Genomic DNA, 19461 nt, shown 5'->3' with positions numbered 1-19461 from the left:
ATACTGATGACGCTATAGGACACCTATAAAGACCCTTTATAATTTACTTATAGAGGGTCTTTTACCATCAAGTTTAAGTGATATTTTCGATACGCTGCTGAGTCCAGGCTGGCCAGATCTTTTGCAAGGTCTTTTCAAATTTTGCATTCTCAGTTCGCCACTGCGGATTTTTGTCTTTATCAATAATCAGCGCACGAACGCCTTCAATAAAGTCGCCCTGCTCTAACCAGATATCTTGCAAATCCCTTTCTAGCTGCATGCATTTTTCCAGCGACAAATTCTGTCCAGCTTGCTGTAACTTCAGACTGGTCTGTTTTGCCATGACCGGACGCTGCTGCAAAATTGCCAGCATTTTATTGGCCCATTCCTGATAAGTTGTGTTACTTGCATGAGCAAGACTCTGTTCAATCTCCTCCAGGTGTTGATAGCCAAAATGCTGATTAATCAGATCTGCACGTTTTTGCAGCTCGCTTTCTACCGGATGCGTAATATAGGAACTAATGATCTTTTGAATTTCAATCGGGTTTAATACCGGAGCTGCAATCAATGCTGCTTCCAGTTCAGCAAAACGCTCACTCGGCACATGATAATCGACCAAATCCAGATACAGCGCATCACTGCTGCTGATCTGTTCACCAGTCAGCGCCATATATACGCCGACGTCATCCAGTCGGGATAGAAAATAGGTCGCTCCGACATCAGGGAAAAAGCCAATCGCGGTTTCTGGCATGGCAAAACGTGATTTTTCACTCGTAACTTTGATATGACAGGCTTGAGCCAGTCCAAAACCTCCACCCAGTACATAGCCATCCATCATCACGATCACGGTCTTTGGAAAATTACGCAAGGTGCTCAGCATCTTATATTCAGTGGCAAAAAAATCCTGATATTGGGTATTGCCGGCCTGATAGCTGTCATACAGATAGCGGATATCTCCTCCGGCACAGAACGCCTTGGGACTGTTGGAATTGATCAGAACCGCTTGTACCTGTGGTTCATGCAGCCACTGATCGAGTTGCGCCTGAATGCCCTGAATCATCGCCAGGGTTAAGGCATTTAAATGGCTGGTGCGGTCCAGGCTGATAATGCCCAGCCCCCCTGCGACCCGAATCGCTAAATTATTTTCATCACTCATTCTTTTTGTTCCTATTATGAATTTCTTATTGATGGGTAAATTTGGCTGGGCGTTTTTCCACAAAGGCCTGCATGCCTTCCTTTTGATCGGAACCTGCAAAAATGGAATGGAATACCCGGCGTTCAAAGCGCAGGCCTTCAGCCAGGCTCACTTCAAAGGCCCGATTAATTGATTCTTTAATCATCATCACGGCAGTAAGCGACTTTTCAGCAATTTTCTCGGCAGCTTGCAGGGTTTGTTCCAGCAATTCTTCCTTGGCAAAAACCCGAGCGACCAAACCACTTTGTTCCGCTTCCTGCGCCCCCATCTGCCGTGCAGTCAGGCACATTTCCATGGCTTTGGCCTTACCAATCGCCAAGGTTAAACGCTGGGTCCCGCCAATGCCGGGCAACACGCCTAAGGTAACTTCAGGCAAACCAAATTTTGCATTATCAGCGCAGTAAATAAAGTCGCACATCAATGCCAGCTCGCAACCACCACCCAAGGCATAGCCGCTCACTGCGGCAATTAAAGGTTTACGGCGCTGCGCAATCCGGTCGGCCAGACTAAAAAAATCGTCCAGATAAATTTGCGGAAAATTCAGATCTGCCATTTCTTTAATATCGGCACCAGCAGCAAAAGCTTTTTCCGAACCGGTAATCACGATACAACCAATTTCGGGGTCTTTTTCCAGCTGATCAAGAGCCTGATTGACCTCGACAATCAGCTGGTTATTCAGTGCATTTAACGCCTGAGGACGGTTTAAGGTAATCAGTCCAACACCGTTACGTTGTTCGAGTAAAATGGTTTGCCATTGCATGATAAAAATCCTTTTTAATTCCTTATAAACTGCGTGCAATCACCAGACGCTGAATATCGCTGGTGCCTTCATAGATCTGACAAATCCGCGCATCCCGATAGATACGTTCAATCGGAAAATCTTTCAGATAGCCATAGCCACCAAAAATTTGTAGCGCCTTGGAACACACGCGTTCGGCCATTTCCGAAGCAAATAGTTTGGCCATGGAGGCTTCAGTCAAACAGCTTTCGCCAGCTTCCTTTTTACGTGCAGCAAAATGAACCAGTTGGCGTGCTGCTTCAATTTCAGTCGCCATACTGGCCAGCCTGAACGAAATCGCCTGCTGTTCAAAAATCGGTTTGCCAAAAGCCACGCGATCATGCGCATAGGCCGTTGCTTCTTCTAAAGCGGCACGCGCCAAACCAACGGCTTGTGCGGCAATACCGATCCGCCCGCCTTCCAGATTGGCCAAGGCAATTTTTAAACCTTCGCCTTCGGCACCGAGTCTTAAACTTTCATGAATGCGGACATCGGTTAAGGCAATCTGACAGGTATCCGAAGCATGCAGGCCGAGTTTTTCTTCCACCCGAATCACTTCATAGCCAGGTGTGTCGCGCGGCACTAAAAATGCACTCATGCCTTTTTTGCCCGCGCCTGGATCAGTCACGGCAAACACAATAATCATCCCGGCATTGTGGCCAGAAGTAATAAACTGTTTGGCGCCATTGATGATGTAATGATCGCCGTCCTTGACCGCCCGGGTTTTAATCGCGGCAGCATCCGATCCGGTATGTGGTTCGGTTAAGGCAAAGGCACCAATCATTTCACCTTGGGCCAAAGGCTTTAGAAATTGCTGCTTTTGCTGTTCCGTGCCGAACTTGAAAATCGGCACACAACCCACCGAGTTATGTACGCTCATAATCGCGGATGTTGCACCATCGGCCGCAGCGACTTCTTCCAAGGCCAGAACATAAGCCAGCGTACCTGTGCCCGAGCCGCCCCATTCTTCCGGAATCAGCATGCCTAAAAAACCCAGCTCTCCCATTTGGGCCAAGGCATCTTTTGGAAAGATGCCTTTTTGATCCCACTCGCTGGCAAAGGGTTTAATCTGTTCCTGGGCGAAGCTTTTGGCCATATCCTGAATCAGGTGTTGTTCTTCCGTTAATTGCATCGATGCTTCCTTCAATCTCTTTATTTAATCTTCTTATTCAATCTGTTGGCTTTATGAGCTTATGCAGTTTTGGATTGCTGCTTGTTGATTTCCTGATTGCGCAGTAAAAAGCGTTGAATTTTACCGCTTGGGGTTTTCGGCAATTCGGTCACAAATTCAATCAGACGCGGATAGGCATGCGCAGATAAACGCTTTTTCACAAATTGACCCAGCTCTTCCTGCAGCTCGGCAGTTGCAGGAGAATGACCAGCCAGAATCACAAAGGCTTTAATGATTTCGGTCCGCTCGGGATCCGGTACGCCAATCACCGCCGCTTCAATCACGGCATCGTGTTCCAGCAAGGCACTTTCCACATCAAACGGCCCCACCCGATAGCCCGAGGTAGTAATGACATCATCACTACGTCCCACAAAACTCATACTGCCATCGGCATGAATTTCCGCGGTATCTCCGGTTAAGTAGTAATGGCCGACAAAAGGCGATTTGCGGCTTTCTTCATAGCCCGAAAACCACATCATTGGGGATTGGCTGATATCCACCGCCAGAATGCCTGGAACGTCCGCAGGGAGCTCATGACCCTGTTCATCGACAACGGCAATCCGGTAACCCGGGCTGGCAAAACCTGCTGAACCTGAACGCACCGGATGCTCCAGCGCATGATGGTTACACACCACCATACCGACTTCGGTCTGGCCATAATGGTCATAAATCGGCACATCTAGCACCTCTTTAAACCAGCGGATCACTTCCGGATTTAACGGTTCTCCCGCACTGCTGACAACACGTAACTTACCGCGTAGTTTTGCCATTTGAGCAGGATCGGCCGCCATCATCATGCGGTAAGCGGTTGGTGCACCGGCCAGATTGGTAATGCCATATTCCTTAACAATTTCGCAGACACTTTCGGCATTAAAACCGCCTTCATAAAACAAGGTCGAGTGTCCAAGCATTAAGGGACCAGTAATCGCGTAATACAATCCGTAGGCCCAGCCGGGATCGGCAATATTCCAGAATGCATCTTCAGGAGTCAGACCAATGGCATTTTGCATATAGCTTGCAAAAGCAATCAGCGCTTTCAACGGGACTTTAAGTGGTTTCGCCGGTCCAGTGGTGCCCGAGGTAAACATCAATAAAAATGGATCATCAACATTCAGGATCTCCAGCTCACAAGCTTCAGCCTGACGGTTTAATACCGTCCAGAAGCTGAGGTCGTGCGGATAGCGCTCTGCCTCAGTTTCGGCATGTACCGTCACAATCGGTGGACAGTTGCTGATCTCGGATAATTTGTCCCGATTCGCTAGATCAGTCACCACCAGCTTGCTTTGCGCCAGCTGAATACGATGCTCGATGGCTTTAGGCCCAAAGGCCGTAAATAACGGTTGATAGACCGCACCAATCCGCCAGGTTGCCAAAATAGTAATGATCAACTCGGGAGTACGTGGTAATAATCCGGAAACGCGGTCGCCTTTACCAATGCCTTGAGACTTTAAAAAGTTGGCAAACTGGCTGGAATATTTTTTGAGCTCGGCAAAGCTATATTGTTCTTTTCTGCCATCTTTACCATGCCAGTATAGGGCAATGGCATCGGAATCGGCATGACGGTCACAGCATTCATAACAGGCATTTACTGCCTGCATGGAACCGGAGAGATACTGGCTTGCAACCGTATTTAAATCAAAGTCTTGAACCGTTGTTTGATAATCTAACATGTTAAACCTCAGCCTGAATTTATCGTTATTACTGACAAGGTGTAATTATTGAAGCGAATCCTTGCTCCATCTGAATCTTTTAAGTTTTAAGCATTTGGCGTGGTGTATTGATGCATGATGCTGGAGAAGTCCAGATGGGCATCTCCTTCCTGACAGAGCTGTTGATAGAGTTTTTGTACCATGCTGCCGAGTACAACCGGCTGATCCACCTGTTGCGCTGCATCGACCGCCAGCCCCAAATCTTTGAGCATCAGTTGTGCGGCAAAACCGTCGGTATAACCCCGCGATGACGGCGCATTGGCACAGATATCTGGCCATGGATTATAAATTTCAGAACTCCAGCAACGTCCAGTGGAACTGTTAATCACGCCAGCCAAGGCCTGTGGATCAATGCCCAGTTTGGCTCCGAGTGCCATCCCTTCAGCCACCGCAGTCATGGAAATTCCCAGAATCAGGTTATTACAGATTTTTGCCACCTGTCCTGTTCCCATCGCACCACAATGCACCAGATTTTTACCCATACAGCCGAGAACCGGTTTGACGGCCTCAAAAGTGGCATCATCTGCACCGACCATAAAGGTCAAGGTCCCGTCTTTGGCACCCAAAGTACCGCCGGATACCGGTGCATCACAGACGCGAATCTGCTTGACCTGAGCTGCTACAGCAACTTCCTGAATGGTTTGCGGATCAATGGTGCTGCTGTCGATACACAAACTGCCCGATTGAAGTACCTTCAGAATACCGTGTTCACCTAAATAGACTTCACGCACATGCTTGGCTGCGGGCAACATGCTGACCACGATCTCCGCCTGCTTCGCGGCAGCTTGTGGACTGTCGCAGACGATACCGCCCGCTTCTGCAAAATGCTGTAAAGCCACTGCGCTTAAGTCATAACCAAAAACCTGATGACCGGACTTGAGTAAGTTTTGCGCCATGGAGCCGCCCATGTTGCCTAAACCAATAAATGCAATCTTCATGCTGATGCTCCTTAACGCAGACTGATCGTGGTATTGACACCGGTGGTTTCCTGGTCATCTTCAAACCAGCGGCTGGTAATGGTTTTGGTCTGGGTATAGAACTGCACCGCCTGTTTGCCATAAGGACCTAGATCACCCAATTTTGAACCGCGTGAACCGGTAAAACTGAAGAAAGGCACAGGTACAGGAATTGGAATGTTAATGCCGACCTGACCAATATCAATTTGGTTCTGGAAGGTACGTGCCGTATTGCCATTCTGGGTAAACAGTCCCACACCATTGCCAAATGGATTGGCATTAATCAGCTCAATGGCTTGCTCTAAAGTATCGACATGCATGATCGCCAGTACCGGGCCAAACACTTCTTCCTTGTAAATGCGCATCTCGGTCGTGACCTGGTTAAAAATCGTTGGACCGACAAAATTACCCTGCTCATAACCCGGAACCTGTACATTACGGCCATCTAGCAACAGTTCTGCGCCCTGTTCAACACCACTGTTAATCAAATCGATTACACGAGCTTTGGCACGGGTTGAAATCACCGGTCCCACATCGGTATTCGGTTCATGTCCGGCATTCACCTTTAAGGTTTTGGTTTTATTGACCAGTTCATCGACCCAGTGCTTGGTCTCACCGACCATTACCGCCACGGAAAGTGCCATACAACGTTGACCTGCTGCGCCAAAAGCTGCACCGACCAAGGCATTTAAGGTCTGTTCTTTATTCGCATCTGGCATCACCACCACATGGTTTTTGGCGCCCATCATCGACTGCACACGCTTGCCGTGTTGGCCTGCAAGGTTATAGACATGCGTGCCGACTGCAGTCGAACCGACAAAAGAAATCGCCTTGATATCACGATGGGTACACAGTAGATCGACCACTTCTTTGCCGCCATGTACCACATTCAGTACGCCTGCCGGCACACCTGCCTGAATCGCTAACTCAACCAGCATCATGGTCGATAGTGGATCCTGTTCAGAAGGCTTTAAGACAAAAGTATTGCCGCAGACAATCGCCATCGGGAACATCCACAGTGGAATCATCGCCGGAAAGTTAAACGGGGTAATTCCTGCACAGACACCCAAGGGTTGCTGCAAAGTATAGGTATCGACACCGCGTGCCACACCTTCAATATACTCACCCATTTGTAGTGAACCGATCGAACAGGCATGCTCCACCACTTCCAGACCGCGCTGAATATCACCTTCGGCATCGGCCAGAGTTTTCCCCTGTTCTGCTGTTAAGACCTGGGCAATACTTTTTAAATTGGTACGAATCAGATCCTGCAATTTCAGCATGATTCGCATACGGGCCTGAATCGGGGTTTGGCGCCAGCTGGCAAAGGCATTTTGCGCAGCCGCAATCGCTGCATTGACTTCTTCAGCAGTGGCAAAAGGCACTTGGCCCAAAACTTCCTGAGTGGCAGGATTAACAATATCTTGCCAATGGCTGGTTTTTGATTCGACAAATTCACCATTAATGAGAAGTTTTGCGGTGGTGAATCCGGTACTTTGCTGTGGATGAGAAATGGCGTTCATGGTCGCTCCGTGCTGGTTTGTTATTGTCGTTGTATCTGCCTTTACTGGCTTTTATTTAACGTATAATTTTTACGCTGTTTCAGCAGACTAACAAAGAACACTTTGACCACCAATAGAAATTGGTGCACGATGGTTGTGCAAATATGCACAGGAATTTAACAGGATGTTAAATAAAAAATGAAAGTAGATTGGGATCATTTACGCTTTTTTCTGGTTTTAGCACGTGCTAAAACGCTCACCAATGCAGCACGCTTGATTGGGGTTGAACATAGCACCGTAGCGCGGCGGATTCAGGCTTTGGAAAGTACTTTAGGTACGCAATTGTTTAAGCGCGAAGCCACCGGTTATGAACTGACCTCGGAAGGTCTGGCACTGGTGCCACGTGTCGAAAAGATGGAACAGTCCTTTATCCAGATTGACAAGCGCCACGACCCTTTGCAAGGTCGGGTCCGGATTGGTGCGCCAGAAGGCTTTGGCACGGCATTTTTAGCCCGTCTTTTGGCAGAATTTTCCCAGCATTATCCTTTGCTGACCATTGACCTGATTCCGGTACCGAAAGCGATCAAACTTTCACATCGAGAAGCCGATATTGTGATCGCGATTGACCGGCCCAAATCTGGACCCTATATCATTACTCGTTTGTCTAATTACTGCCTAAAACTGTATGGCAGCCAGCATTATTTACAGCAAAATCCGGAAATTAAAAAACTGGAAGACCTCCAGCAGCATCGTTTTGTTGATTATATTGATGATCTGGTCTATAGCACTGCACTATATTCGCTGGAGCGTCTTCCCTTACAGGTCAGTGCCTGTTTTCGCAGTAACAGTATTCTGGCGCAGGAAATTGCCGTGCGTGCAGGTGCCGGGCTGGCTATTTTGCCGAAATTTCTGGTCAATGATAAAAGCGAACTCAAAGAGGTTTTGGGCGATCAGGTCAGTTTTACCCATACTTTCTGGATGCTGACGCTGGTCGATCTGCAACATGAACCAAAAATTAAACTGGTCTGGGATTTCTTGCGTAAACAAGCCGATCTTCAGCAAGACCTGTTAATGGGCAGATGAATATTGAACACACTGTTCACTTTGCAAGGCTACGTACTTTAGTTAAATCAACTGAAACAACAACGTATCGATACAGCAAATGAACGTATCACAACATTCCTGACGCTCATGACTTGTTAAATTAACAGTCGATCATTCGCGATGTTTTTTAATGAGCTACAGGAAAATAATATGAAAATCTTGATGGTACTGACTTCACATGACCAGCTGGGCGATACTGGCAAAAAAACTGGCTTCTGGTTGGAAGAGCTAGCTGCGCCTTATTACACCTTTGTCGATGCAGGCGCAGAGGTAGTTTTGGCTTCTCCTGCAGGTGGTCAGCCACCATTAGATCCAAAAAGTAATGAGCCGGATGCGCAAACCGAAACCACCAAACGCTTTGAAGCAGATGAGGTGGCCATGCAGGCTCTTGCCAATACACATAAGTTGAGTGAAGTCTTAAATCAGGATTTTGATGCCGTGTTCTATCCGGGTGGTCACGGTCCATTATGGGATCTAGCCAAAGACCAGAATTCTATTTCTTTAATTGAGCAGACTTTACAGGCAGATAAACCTGTTGCGCTGGTCTGTCATGCACCGGGTGTACTTCGTGAAGTCAAAGATGCCGAAGGCCGTTCTATTGTAGAGGGCAAGACAGTCACCGGTTTCAGCAATACCGAAGAAGACGGCGTAGGCCTAACCGATGTTGTCCCATTTCTAGTGGAAGACATGCTGAAAGAAAAAGGTGGGAAATATTCCAAAACTGAGGACTGGCAGGTATACGTGCAACAAGATGGTCTGCTCATTACTGGACAAAACCCCGCCTCTTCTGCTGCAACGGCTGAAGCTTTATTAAAATTATTAAAATAGATGTGATTCTAAAGTTTGCATTAAACCTTTAGATCATTTTCTTTGTCAAAGAAAAACCCTGAATGATGCAAGATTATTCAGGGTTTAATTTTTGTATATTCAAAGATTTAGTTTGTTTAAACTGCCGTTGAGGCAATATGCTGAGCCAGTAATTCTCTGAGTTTAAACTTCTGGATTTTTCCCGATGGGGTCATCGGAATATCCTCCCAGATTTCCAGGCGTTCCGGCAGATACTGCATAGCCAGATTATGGGTTTTCAGGAATTCTACCAGCTCATTAAAACTTAACGGTTTTGTCTGATCTTTCAGCTTGATGATTGCACAGGCACGCTCGCCCATTCGCTCATCTGCATACGCGACTAAAGCTACTGTTGCAATATTCGGATGTTTATATAGTAATGATTCAATTTCTGCGACCGGAATATTTTCTCCGCCACGGATAATTACATCTTTCTTGCGGCCGCAGATCCGGATATAGCCCCGCTCGTCCTGATAGGCAATATCGCCAGTATCAAACCAGCCTTCGGCATCCGTATCATTCAAATGTGGACGTTTTAAATAACCGCCAAAATTTGAACAGGTGCGGATCATCAAACGCCCGGATTCATTCAGGGCTTTGGTCTGACCTTTTTTATCCACGATCTTGATTTCCACACCTGGTAAAGCGATGCCATCAGTATTGAAAGAGCGCTCATCTTCATCTTCAGGTTGAGTCAGCGTCACCGCACCACATTCGGTCATACCCCAGGCTGATATGACTTTAACACCCAGAGTTTCCCGGGCTTTTTGCATCAATGGACCTGGAATGGGGGCACCAGCGCAAAGGAAGATTTTCAGTGAATCAACCTTGTCATGCTGTTCCGCCACGGTATTGGACAGGTCATTCAGGAATGGGGTCGAGGCCATGGTGAAATTCACCTGATGCTGATGAATCAGATCTACGGCTTTGGCTACATCCCAGCTTGGAAACATGGGACAACTTGCAAGCTGATTTCTTTGATTTTTATGGCCAGGCCTTAAATAAGCTGGCCTTTGATGATGTGGTTACCCTGATTCATCTGCTCAATAAAGTAAATGATGGTTTAAAAAGTATTCATCTGCACAAAGCAACAGATCAGGAGTAAACAAATAGAAATATAGCTTTAATTGATGAATATAAAAAAAGAGCCTGTATTCAGGCTCTTTTTTTGAAGTTGAAATTATGCCTTTTGTGGATCGTATTGACGGTCTTTGATGAATATCCCGGACACTGCCCCACACAAGAAATAAGCACCACCCATAATCAGGAAGCCTAGGCCAATCGAACCACCGCTGGCTGCCGCGCCAATAATCGCAGGTGCAAACATGGCGCCAATACGGCCTGCATTATAAGCACCGCCTACCGCAGTACCACGAATCGAGGTGGCGAAGCTTTCTGTCATATAAGTGGCATTAATCGCATATGGAATGCCATACAGGAATCCAAAGAAAATCAGCAGATAGGCAATGTTATCTGGCGTATTGAATAGCACAATCACGGGCAGGAAAATCGCCGTTCCAATTGCTCCAAACGAAAAGACAGCGCGTCTACCCAGACGATCTGCGGCAAAGCCCGCCAGAATTTTGCCGAAAATCATGGCTACATAGGTACCAATCATATAGCCGGCCATGGATTTAAAATTCATGTGCAATTCAGATTCCAGATATGCCGGCATCCAGTTGTTTACGCCATAGTAGCCAAATTGCAGAAAACCGGCCGTAAAGATCCACAAAATAAACATTCTGCGATTCGCAGGATCCGCGAAAATCTCTTTGACTGTGCTTTTTTTGGCGGGTTGCTGTGCTGTGATTTCAGCTGGGGCATATAGACGCTGCAAACGTGCACGCTGCCAGGATTCTGGCTCAGGAACCAGTTTCTGGATAAAAATCGCCATAACCGAGGGAATAATGGCAATAAAAAACAGGGTTCGCCAGCCATATTCTGGAATGATCCAGCCTGCCAGTACAGTGGCCACAATATAACCGACGGTCCATCCTGCCTGTAAGGTACCTAAAACCGTGGTGCGATATTCAGTTGGAACATATTCAGCCATGAGCGTATTGGCTGCAATATATAAAGAGCCTATGCCAAAGGCAGAAAGAAAGCGTAAAACAGCAAATTGTTCAAAGTTCTGTGCAAAGCCTAAGGCTGCGGTCAATATGGAAAATACCAGAATCGAAATGACTACGGTACGTACACGGCCCAGACGGTCACAGGCCCAGCCACCCATAAAGCCACCAATCGCCATACCTGCTAAGGTAAAACTGCCCAGTGCACCAGCCTGTAAATTACTTAAGCCAAATTCTGCTTTCAGGCTATTTAAACTGAAAGACAGCAGCAACATGTCCGCGCCATCTACCAGTAAAGCCAGAAAGGCGAAAATAAAAGCAATTTGCTGGGTTCGTTTGGTCGTAGGTTTAATCTTTTCTAATTCTCTAGCTAAATCCGTCATATTTAAATCTCTGTTTTCCTATCCTTAGGTTTTCATGATCTTTTTATATTTAAAGCTATTCCGCTAATGAATATGCTTTAAGGCTAATCCGTTTTTAATTCACTTGATTGACTCCTTTTTTAATCCTGTCTAGGAGATACCTTTTTCCTTTTTATCATTTAGCTCTTGTTCCTCGTTCATGCTTATATTTGCATCAGGCTAAATAAAATAAGATGAATATTCAATTATTTTAGATGTTTTATTTTGTTATGCGAAATTTATTATCATAAAGTTGATTGTTCTTTCATTTTCCTATAGCTTTAAAAAGAGGGATAAGAACGATATGTCATTTGAATAGGATCGAACAGGGAGCGTAATAATGGGTGCCTTAACAGGATTTCGTGTACTGGATTTAAGCCGGATTTTGGCTGGGCCCTGGTGTAGCCAGATTCTGGCTGATCTGGGTGCAGAAGTGATCAAGATTGAAAAACCGGATCATGGGGATGATACCCGTATCTGGGGACCACCTTGGCTTAAAAACAATCACCAGCAAGATACCCATGAATCGGCTTATTACCTGTCAGCCAACCGTGGCAAGCATTCGGTTGCAATCGATTTATCTACACCTGAAGGTCAAAGTATTATCAAAAAACTTGCTGAACAGAGTGATGTAGTCATTGAAAACTATAAAGCCGGTTCGTTGAAACGATATGGGCTGGATTATGAAAGTCTGAGCCAGCTAAATCCGCGACTGGTATATTGTTCTATTACCGGTTTTGGCCAGAACGGTCCGCGTGCGCAAGAGCCGGGCTATGATTTTATCGTTCAGGGAATGGGTGGCATGATGAGTGTCACTGGCGAACGTGATGACCTGCCCGGTGGTGGCCCACAAAAAGCGGGTCTGGCCTTTGCCGATTTGACCACCGGCTTATATGCCGCAATTGCCATTCAGGCGGCTTTGTTGTCCCGTGAGAAAACCGGTGAAGGTCAGTATATTGATATGGCGCTGCTGGATACCCAGGTTGCTTCCCTCTCTGTTCTGGCCATGAATTATCTCACCTCAGGCAAAGTACCCGGTCGCTTCGGAAACGCGCATGCCAATATTGTGCCCTATCAGGTGTTCAAAGCCCAGGAAGGTGAATTTATTATTGCCTGTGGTAATGATCTGCAATTTCAAGCTTTGTGTCAGGCCGTTGGTCTGGCTAAGGTGGCAGAAGATCCTCGCTTCTTAAAAAATTCTGGACGTGTTACACATCGTGAAGAATTGACCACAGTTCTACAGGCTCATTTCTATACTAGACCGGCAAAAACCTGGGTGGATTTAATCCATGCGGTTAAAGTGCCGGTAGGAATGATCAATGACCTGAAACAGACTTTGCAAGAAGAACAGGTATTGGCACGCGATATGGTGATTCAGATGCCGCATACTTTACGTGAAGATTACACCTCAATCGGTTCACCGATCAAACTCTCCAAGACACCGGTAGAATATAAAAAGGCACCCCCTTGTCTGGGTGAAGATACCGATGCCATTTTGAGTCAATATTTAAGTTCTGCTGAAATAGAAGAACTGAAAAGCAAAAAAGTCATCCAGCAGCGATAAGCCTGCAAGCAATAAAAAAGGAATCTTTCGATTCCTTTTTTATTTTAAATCTAATGGACTAGATCATTCCTTAACAGGCTTTGGCGCTCGGCTGAACAGTACGAGGCAGTTCGCGACGCAGAATTTTTCCTACTGCAGACTTTGGTAGTTCGGACACAAATTCAATGTATTTCGGCAATTTATAACTGGTCAGTTGCTGCTTCAGATAAGTCATGACTTCATCTTGGGTTAGAGTTTCATCCTGTTTCACAATAAATGCCTTGGGTACCTGTCCAGATTTTTCATCATCAATACCAATCACTGCACATTCCAGTATCTTAGGGTGTTTGGACAGTACGCCTTCCAGCTCATTGGGATAAACATTAAATCCGGACACCAGAATCATGTCTTTTTTTCGGTCCAGAATGGTGATATAGCCCTGCTCGTCCATACAACCGATATCACCTGTCAGGAAGAATCCATCTTTGGTAAATACCTGTGCTGTTGCTTCGGCTTGCTGCCAGTATCCTTTCATCACCTGTGGACCACGTATGGCTATTTCTCCAGCCTGATTAAGCTCTACAGGTTTTCCTTCATCATTCAGAATTAGAATTTCAGTTCCTGCCAATGGCAAGCCAATCGTGCCACTAAATCGCCGGCTTAAAGGCGGGTTAAAAGTTGCAGTCGGTGAGGTTTCAGAAAGTCCATAGCCTTCATAAATCTGGCAGCCTGTGACCTCATGCCATAACTCTGCCGTATTTTTTAAAATCGATGCTCCCCCGCCGGTTGTGGTTTTAAGGCTTGAATGATCCAGTTCACGAAAATGTGAATGATGCGCCAAGGCATTAAACATGGTATTCACCCCGGGGAAAACAGTGGGTGGATGTTTCTGGTATTGATCCGCCAAAGCATCCAAATCTCTCGGATTTGGAATCAGCACATTGGCGAAACCTCGGCTCAGACCATAACTGAACAGGCAGATGGTAAATCCATAAATATGATACAGTGGCAAGGCACAGAAAACATATTCATTTTCAGTGGCATAACGGTCACCAAAATGGCTGATAAATACGGTACTGTTTTGGGCGATATTAAATAAAATATTGCGATGGCTCAGTTCTGCACCTTTAGAAACACCTGTGGTACCTCCCGTGTATTGCAGAATGACCGTATCTTCCTGATGTTGTACAGGCGGTTCAAAATCAATAATCTTTACCTGATTTATTGCCTGTCTAAAGTCAGAAAACTGTTTATCCGGATATTGTGCTGCCTGACTATAAATAGCACTTGGCTGCTCTTGAATAAAATCCAGCGGATGCGTTGAAATGACATATTTGAGTTGAGGACATTCATCTAGTGCTGTTAATTGCTCCAAAGTCTGTCCCAAGATAATCAAGGCTTCTGTACCTGAATCCTGTAGCTGATGATAGAGCTCGCGCTGGGTGTACATGGGGTTGACATTGACCAGCACATAACCCGCACGAATAATGGCAAAGGTCGCAATTGGATACTGAATAATATTGGGTAACATCACCGCAATACGGCTGCCAGCAGTCAGCCCAAGACTCTGTAAATAGCTTGCCAGTTTCTGGCTATACACATCGATATCGTGATAGCTGAATTTGCGATCTAGATAGATAAATGCGGTTTTATCCTGAAATTTTACCAAATTCTCAGCAATTATCGTGCTCAGGGTTTTCTCAGGATCTGGCCGGGTAAACTCCGGATTGATATTCCACTTTTTATATTCTTCCATCCATGGCTGACTGCTCATGACTATACTCCTGTCCTGGATTTACAATTATTTTGTATTATTTAAACCATAAGATTTTGATTTTAATTAAATATTTTTACACCACTTTCTGCTGTCTCGATTCAACATACTGGTAGTGATAACCGCTACGAATAAAATGCTGATTTTTATCCCTAAATGAATGAGCATAATCCGGCCAGACCAAAGTCAGCTTACGACTGACCGGGTCCAGATACCAGCTTTTACAGCTTTCCGATAACCAGACACTACCTTGCGAAAGCTGCTGTAGCTCCTGCATATAGCTATTTTCAGCGCTCTGATCCGCTTCGAAAACCTGGATCTGTTCCTGCTCAAAAAACTGCAAGGCATCTAGAATCAGATCAAACTGGGTTTCCAGAAAATAAAGTGCTGAATTATGTCCACTGCCTGTATTTGGCCCATTCAGGATGAACAGGTTTGGAAAATTATGTACGGTCGTTGACTGATAACCCTGCATGCCGCTAGACCATTGTTGTTCCAGACTTAGGCCATGCTTACCGACCACCTTTGCCGCATAAGGTGGGCGTGCTGCTTCAAATCCTGTCGCGAATACGATGATATCTGCAGAAAATTTATTTTCAGCCTGGCTTAATACACTGTCTTTCGTAACTTCTGCCAAGGCTGAATCTTCAAGCGTGACATGCGCTTTTAAAAAGGTTGGATAATAATCATTAGACAGCAATAAACGCTTACAACCAGGTTCATAATTCGGTGTGAGTTTCTGCTGTAATTCAGGATCTGAAATCTGATGTTTTAAGAATTGCAGGCAGTTTTTCTTGACCCGCTCAATCTGGCTTTTCAGATTACGGCGCTGGGCAAAATTGTATTCATTGCCCCAGAACAAGGAATGTCTGAGGGCCGACATACTGTCCGGATCTTTGCGGAAAAGCTGTTTTTCTGACTCAGAATAAGCTCGGTCTGGTCGGGGCAAAATATATGGCGCACTACGTTGCAAGACGGTCAGGCTTTTGGCTGTTTTGGAAATTTCCGGCACAAGCTGGATGGCAGAAGCACCAGAACCCACCACAACGACATGTTGATTTTCCAGATTCAGCTCGTGGTTCCAGCGCGCGGAATGCATCACTTGGCCTTCAAATTCTTCCAGCCCCGGAATTTTCGGGAGATGCTCATCTGCCAGATGCCCGGTTGCGGTAATTAAGATCTCAGCCTGATACAGACCTGTAGAGGTGTGAATTTCCCAGATGCGTTCTCGTGCATTCCAGCTGGCCTTTTCCAGTTGGGTATGAAAATTAATATGGGGCCGGATATTTTCCTGATCACAGCATTGAATTAAATAGCGCTGAATTTCTACCCCTTGTGGAAAGACACGCGACCAGTTGGGATTTTTAATAAACGAGAAAGAATATAAATGGGAAGGTACATCACAGGCGACTCCGGGATAGGTATTGTCACGCCAAGTTCCGCCTACTTCTGCTGCACGTTCAATGATTTTAAAATCGTGGATGCCCTGCTGTTTAAGGCGGATTGCCATTCCCAAACCACCAAAACCGCTGCCTACAATTAGAATCTTGCTGCGCTGTCCTTTAGCTTGCATTATTTATCTCCTTTAAGGCATATAAGGCTGGATTTTTTGATTCACCGGATATTGCTGTGGATGCTGGCTAAACTGGTTTACCAGTTGCACCACTTCGGCTGGCGCTTCGACATAGAGCGCATGTCCTGAAGAAATTTCGATATAGCGACTGTTCGAAATTGAAGCAAACAGCAGTTTAGCTTGCGCTACAGGCACCATGCGGTCTTCACGACAGGCAACGACTAGAGTCTCTGCACAGATGTCAGATAAAGCTGATGTAATATCAATGCGATAATTCAGTTCACGCTGTTTGGCTGCATCTTGGGATGGTTTAACAAAGCGTGCCAGATCCAGCACCTGCTGTTCGCTTCGTGCAGACAGATAATCATCGCTATACAGGCAATAATTGACAAAATGAGGCAAGGCCGCAGATTGTTCAGTAAATAACTGTTGCCAGATAACGGTACGCAGTTGTTGCACCGAGCTAGTTTTGGCCCAACCGGCTAACAGGATCAAACGCGCTACGCGCTGTTTTAAACTGGCTGCTACTTGTGCAGCAATCACTGCACCGAGTGAATAGCCGACCACTGTAATGGTTTCATCTTCTGCAACCACATGCTGAATCAGTGCTTCAACTTGTTGGCTAAAATCGGTCACCTTTAGATCAGCTTTATCGGGGGTATGTAAATCAATGGATAAAACCCGTTGATGAATACCCAGCATCGGAAAAATATAACTGAAATGCTTGTCGGTATTTCCACCGGTGCCATGAATCAGAATAATGGTGGGAAATGCAGAACGCTGTCCGACTTCATGAAAAGTAAGCTGCAGATCAGCATAAGGACACTGTTGAGTAATCATGTCTAAATCCATATAGACTCCTGATCTTGTTATTTTATGGTTTATTCAATACCGAAGAATAACTCTCAATATTTGAATGAGGTTAGGATGCAAAAATTATTAAAAAAAGACCCACGACACGAGTATCGTGGGTCAAAAGGTTTAATCGAATTTGAACTCTTCAGGTTCAAGTAAAAACAGGCTTTCACCACCTGCCTGAATATTGGCAAAGTGGGTTGAAGTTCTTGGCAAAATACGTGCAAAGAAGAATTGTGCAGTTTTGATCTTGGCTGCATAGAACGGATCAGTATTACCTTCTTCAATTTTCTGCTGCGCAGTAATTGCCATTTTCAGCCACAGATAAGCGGACACGACATAACCAGAGAAATATAGGTAGTCAACTGATGCTGCCCCAATTTCATTGGCAGACTGCTGAGCCTGCTCCTGAATGGTTCTGGTTAATTCCAGCCATTGTTCAGTCAACTGGCTGACTTGTGCAACTTGCTGGCTAAACTGGGCATGTTGTTGATGTTCTTTTACAAAGCCTTGAATTTCCTCGGTTAATGCGGTCAACAGACCCAATTTTGAGCCCAGCACTTTACGCGCCAGCAAGTCAATGGACTGAATTTCAGTAGTTCCTTCATAGAGGCTGGCAATACGTGCATCACGGGCAATCTGTTCCATGCCATGTTCAGCAATATAACCGTGACCACCGAAAATCTGCATACCATGTTTAGCTGCTTCTATGCCGGTTTCAGTCATTAATGCTTTGGCAATTGGCGTTAATAATGCCAGACGGTCTTCAGCTGCTTTCTTTTCTTCCGGGCTGTCAGTGGCTTCAGCGATATCGGCATAGGTCGCCAGATAATATGCAAGTGCACGTGAACCTTCTGCAAACACCTTTTGAGTCAGCAGCATGTTACGTACAGCCGGATGCACGATAATCGGATCTGCAGGCTGGTCTGGCGCTTTCGCACCTTCAAGTGAACGCATCGCCAGACGGTCTTTGGCATAAGCCAATGCACCCTGATAAGAAGATTCTGCTGCTGCCAAGCCTTGAATGGCTGTACCGATACGTGCCGAGTTCATAAAGGTAAACATGCAATTCAGGCCGCGATTTTCAGGCCCAATCAGGAAACCTTTGGCATTATCAAAATTCAGCACACAGGTTGCGTTACCGTGAATGCCCATCTTGTGTTCAAGAGCGCTACATACCACGCCATTACGGGAAGCCACATTACCAGCTTCATCCAGATTGTATTTCGGCACAATAAACAGCGAAATACCTTTGGTTCCCGCAGGTGCATCTGGCAAACGTGCCAGTACGATATGCACGATATTTTCAGCCAAGTCATGTTCACCGGCTGAGATAAAGATTTTCTCGCCACTGATGCTATAGCTGCCGTCTTCATTTGGCACTGCTTTGGTACGGATTAAACCTAGGTCAGAACCGGCATGAGATTCAGTCAAGCACATGGTTCCAGTCCAGCGGCCTGCAATTAAAGGTACCAGAAACTTCTGTTTCTGTTCATCGCTACCATGATGCTCTAAAGTACGCATCGCACCATGGGACAGGCCTGGGTACATGCCCCAAGACCAGTTGGTTGCAGTGATAATTTCAGAAATGGCAATACGGTATAAAGTCGGAAAACCCTGACCGCCATATGCTTCGTCACCAGTTAATGAGGTAAAGCCGAGTTCTACATATTTGTCATAAGCTGCTTTAAACCCATCCGGGGTGGTTACGACGCCATCCTGCAAACGGCAACCCTGCTGGTCGCCTGTCGCATTAATCGGTAGAAGTTCGTTTTGGCAAAAGTCCGCAGCGACTTCCAGATATTGTTCCATAATATCCATAGAAACCTTGTCTGCGAATTTTGCATAGCCCTGATATTTCTGTTCAACGTTTAACAGGTCTTTCAGGACAAACTTCATGTCTTTTAATGGCGCAATATAATTTCTCATCGTAATTCCCTTGTATGAGTTCTAATTTGTATATTTATGACAATTAATTTCATAATACGAAATTATGTTTTAAATCC

Annotated in this window: 14 protein-coding genes and 2 pseudogenes; 4 read left to right on the top strand and 12 right to left on the bottom strand. The window is 45.8% G+C overall.

All coding sequences use genetic code 11. The features are described 5' to 3' along the window. Positions 1 to 73 precede the first annotated feature (73 nt). The 6 genes from NI462_RS10315 to NI462_RS10290 all read right to left on the bottom strand — a co-directional run bounded on the left by NI462_RS10315 (position 74) and on the right by NI462_RS10290 (position 7311). Positions 74 to 1135, bottom strand: coding sequence for an enoyl-CoA hydratase/isomerase family protein (locus NI462_RS10315; RefSeq protein ID WP_148334778.1), 1062 nt, complete (start codon positions 1133 to 1135; stop codon positions 74 to 76). Positions 1136 to 1160: 25 nt separating this feature from the next. Next, the gene (locus NI462_RS10310; protein ID WP_004280280.1) at positions 1161 to 1934 is read right to left on the bottom strand and encodes an enoyl-CoA hydratase; all 774 of its coding nucleotides are present in this window, start codon (positions 1932 to 1934) and stop codon (positions 1161 to 1163) included. 22 nt (positions 1935 to 1956) lie between these two features. After that, the gene (locus tag NI462_RS10305) at positions 1957 to 3084 is read right to left on the bottom strand and encodes an acyl-CoA dehydrogenase family protein (RefSeq protein WP_004730935.1); all 1128 of its coding nucleotides are present in this window, start codon (positions 3082 to 3084) and stop codon (positions 1957 to 1959) included. Positions 3085 to 3143: 59 nt separating this feature from the next. Next, positions 3144 to 4793, bottom strand: a complete 1650-nt coding sequence (locus NI462_RS10300) for an AMP-binding protein (RefSeq protein ID WP_005246365.1) — start codon at positions 4791 to 4793, stop codon at positions 3144 to 3146. Positions 4794 to 4879: 86 nt separating this feature from the next. Beyond that, complete coding sequence (mmsB, locus tag NI462_RS10295; RefSeq protein WP_005266420.1) at positions 4880 to 5770, bottom strand: 3-hydroxyisobutyrate dehydrogenase; 891 nt, start codon at positions 5768 to 5770, stop codon at positions 4880 to 4882. 11 nt (positions 5771 to 5781) lie between these two features. Further along, positions 5782 to 7311: a CoA-acylating methylmalonate-semialdehyde dehydrogenase gene (locus NI462_RS10290; protein ID WP_121979786.1), complete on the bottom strand. Its 1530-nt coding sequence runs from the start codon at positions 7309 to 7311 to the stop codon at positions 5782 to 5784. Positions 7312 to 7488: 177 nt separating this feature from the next. Here NI462_RS10290 and NI462_RS10285 point away from each other — a divergent pair, with 177 nt between their 5' ends. Both NI462_RS10285 and NI462_RS10280 read left to right on the top strand, forming a co-directional pair. Beyond that, on the top strand, positions 7489 to 8373 hold the full coding sequence (locus NI462_RS10285) for a LysR family transcriptional regulator (protein ID WP_005266418.1): 885 nt from the start codon (positions 7489 to 7491) through the stop codon (positions 8371 to 8373). Between the two features lie 171 nt (positions 8374 to 8544). After that, positions 8545 to 9222: a type 1 glutamine amidotransferase domain-containing protein gene (locus NI462_RS10280; protein WP_005266417.1), complete on the top strand. Its 678-nt coding sequence runs from the start codon at positions 8545 to 8547 to the stop codon at positions 9220 to 9222. 116 nt (positions 9223 to 9338) lie between these two features. On the opposite strand, the pseudogene NI462_RS10275 reads toward NI462_RS10280, so the two are convergent. Beyond that, positions 9339 to 10181, bottom strand: a pseudogene (locus NI462_RS10275) (AMP-binding protein); the annotation flags it as partial. A 2-nt stretch (positions 10182 to 10183) separates the two neighbouring features. On the opposite strand from NI462_RS10275, the pseudogene NI462_RS10270 reads away from it, so the two are divergent. Beyond that, positions 10184 to 10345: pseudogene (locus NI462_RS10270) on the top strand (MarR family transcriptional regulator); the annotation flags it as partial. Positions 10346 to 10420: 75 nt separating this feature from the next. On the opposite strand, the gene NI462_RS10265 reads toward NI462_RS10270, so the two are convergent. Beyond that, a complete protein-coding gene (locus tag NI462_RS10265) occupies positions 10421 to 11692 on the bottom strand; it encodes an MFS transporter (RefSeq protein ID WP_253160519.1) in 1272 nt (423 codons plus the stop codon). Between the two features lie 358 nt (positions 11693 to 12050). Here NI462_RS10265 and NI462_RS10260 point away from each other — a divergent pair, with 358 nt between their 5' ends. After that, complete coding sequence (locus NI462_RS10260) at positions 12051 to 13274, top strand: CaiB/BaiF CoA transferase family protein (RefSeq protein ID WP_086044835.1); 1224 nt, start codon at positions 12051 to 12053, stop codon at positions 13272 to 13274. 70 nt (positions 13275 to 13344) lie between these two features. Here NI462_RS10260 and NI462_RS10255 read toward each other — a convergent pair whose 3' ends face one another. The 4 genes from NI462_RS10255 to NI462_RS10240 all read right to left on the bottom strand — a co-directional run bounded on the left by NI462_RS10255 (position 13345) and on the right by NI462_RS10240 (position 19384). Then, positions 13345 to 15027, bottom strand: coding sequence for an AMP-binding protein (locus NI462_RS10255; RefSeq protein WP_253160517.1), 1683 nt, complete (start codon positions 15025 to 15027; stop codon positions 13345 to 13347). A gap of 76 nt (positions 15028 to 15103) precedes the next feature. Continuing rightward, positions 15104 to 16600, bottom strand: a complete 1497-nt coding sequence (locus tag NI462_RS10250; RefSeq protein ID WP_005266411.1) for a flavin-containing monooxygenase — start codon at positions 16598 to 16600, stop codon at positions 15104 to 15106. A gap of 12 nt (positions 16601 to 16612) precedes the next feature. After that, a complete protein-coding gene (locus NI462_RS10245; RefSeq protein WP_005266400.1) occupies positions 16613 to 17452 on the bottom strand; it encodes an alpha/beta fold hydrolase in 840 nt (279 codons plus the stop codon). Between the two features lie 129 nt (positions 17453 to 17581). Continuing rightward, positions 17582 to 19384: an acyl-CoA dehydrogenase C-terminal domain-containing protein gene (locus tag NI462_RS10240; RefSeq protein ID WP_004646953.1), complete on the bottom strand. Its 1803-nt coding sequence runs from the start codon at positions 19382 to 19384 to the stop codon at positions 17582 to 17584. Positions 19385 to 19461: the final 77 nt, after the last annotated feature.

It is taken from the genome of Acinetobacter lwoffii (assembly GCF_024129715.1).
Lineage (GTDB): Bacteria > Pseudomonadota > Gammaproteobacteria > Pseudomonadales > Moraxellaceae > Acinetobacter > Acinetobacter lwoffii_U.
The sequence above is the reverse complement of the archived record's forward strand: the minus strand, read 5'-3'. Positions and strand labels throughout refer to the sequence as shown.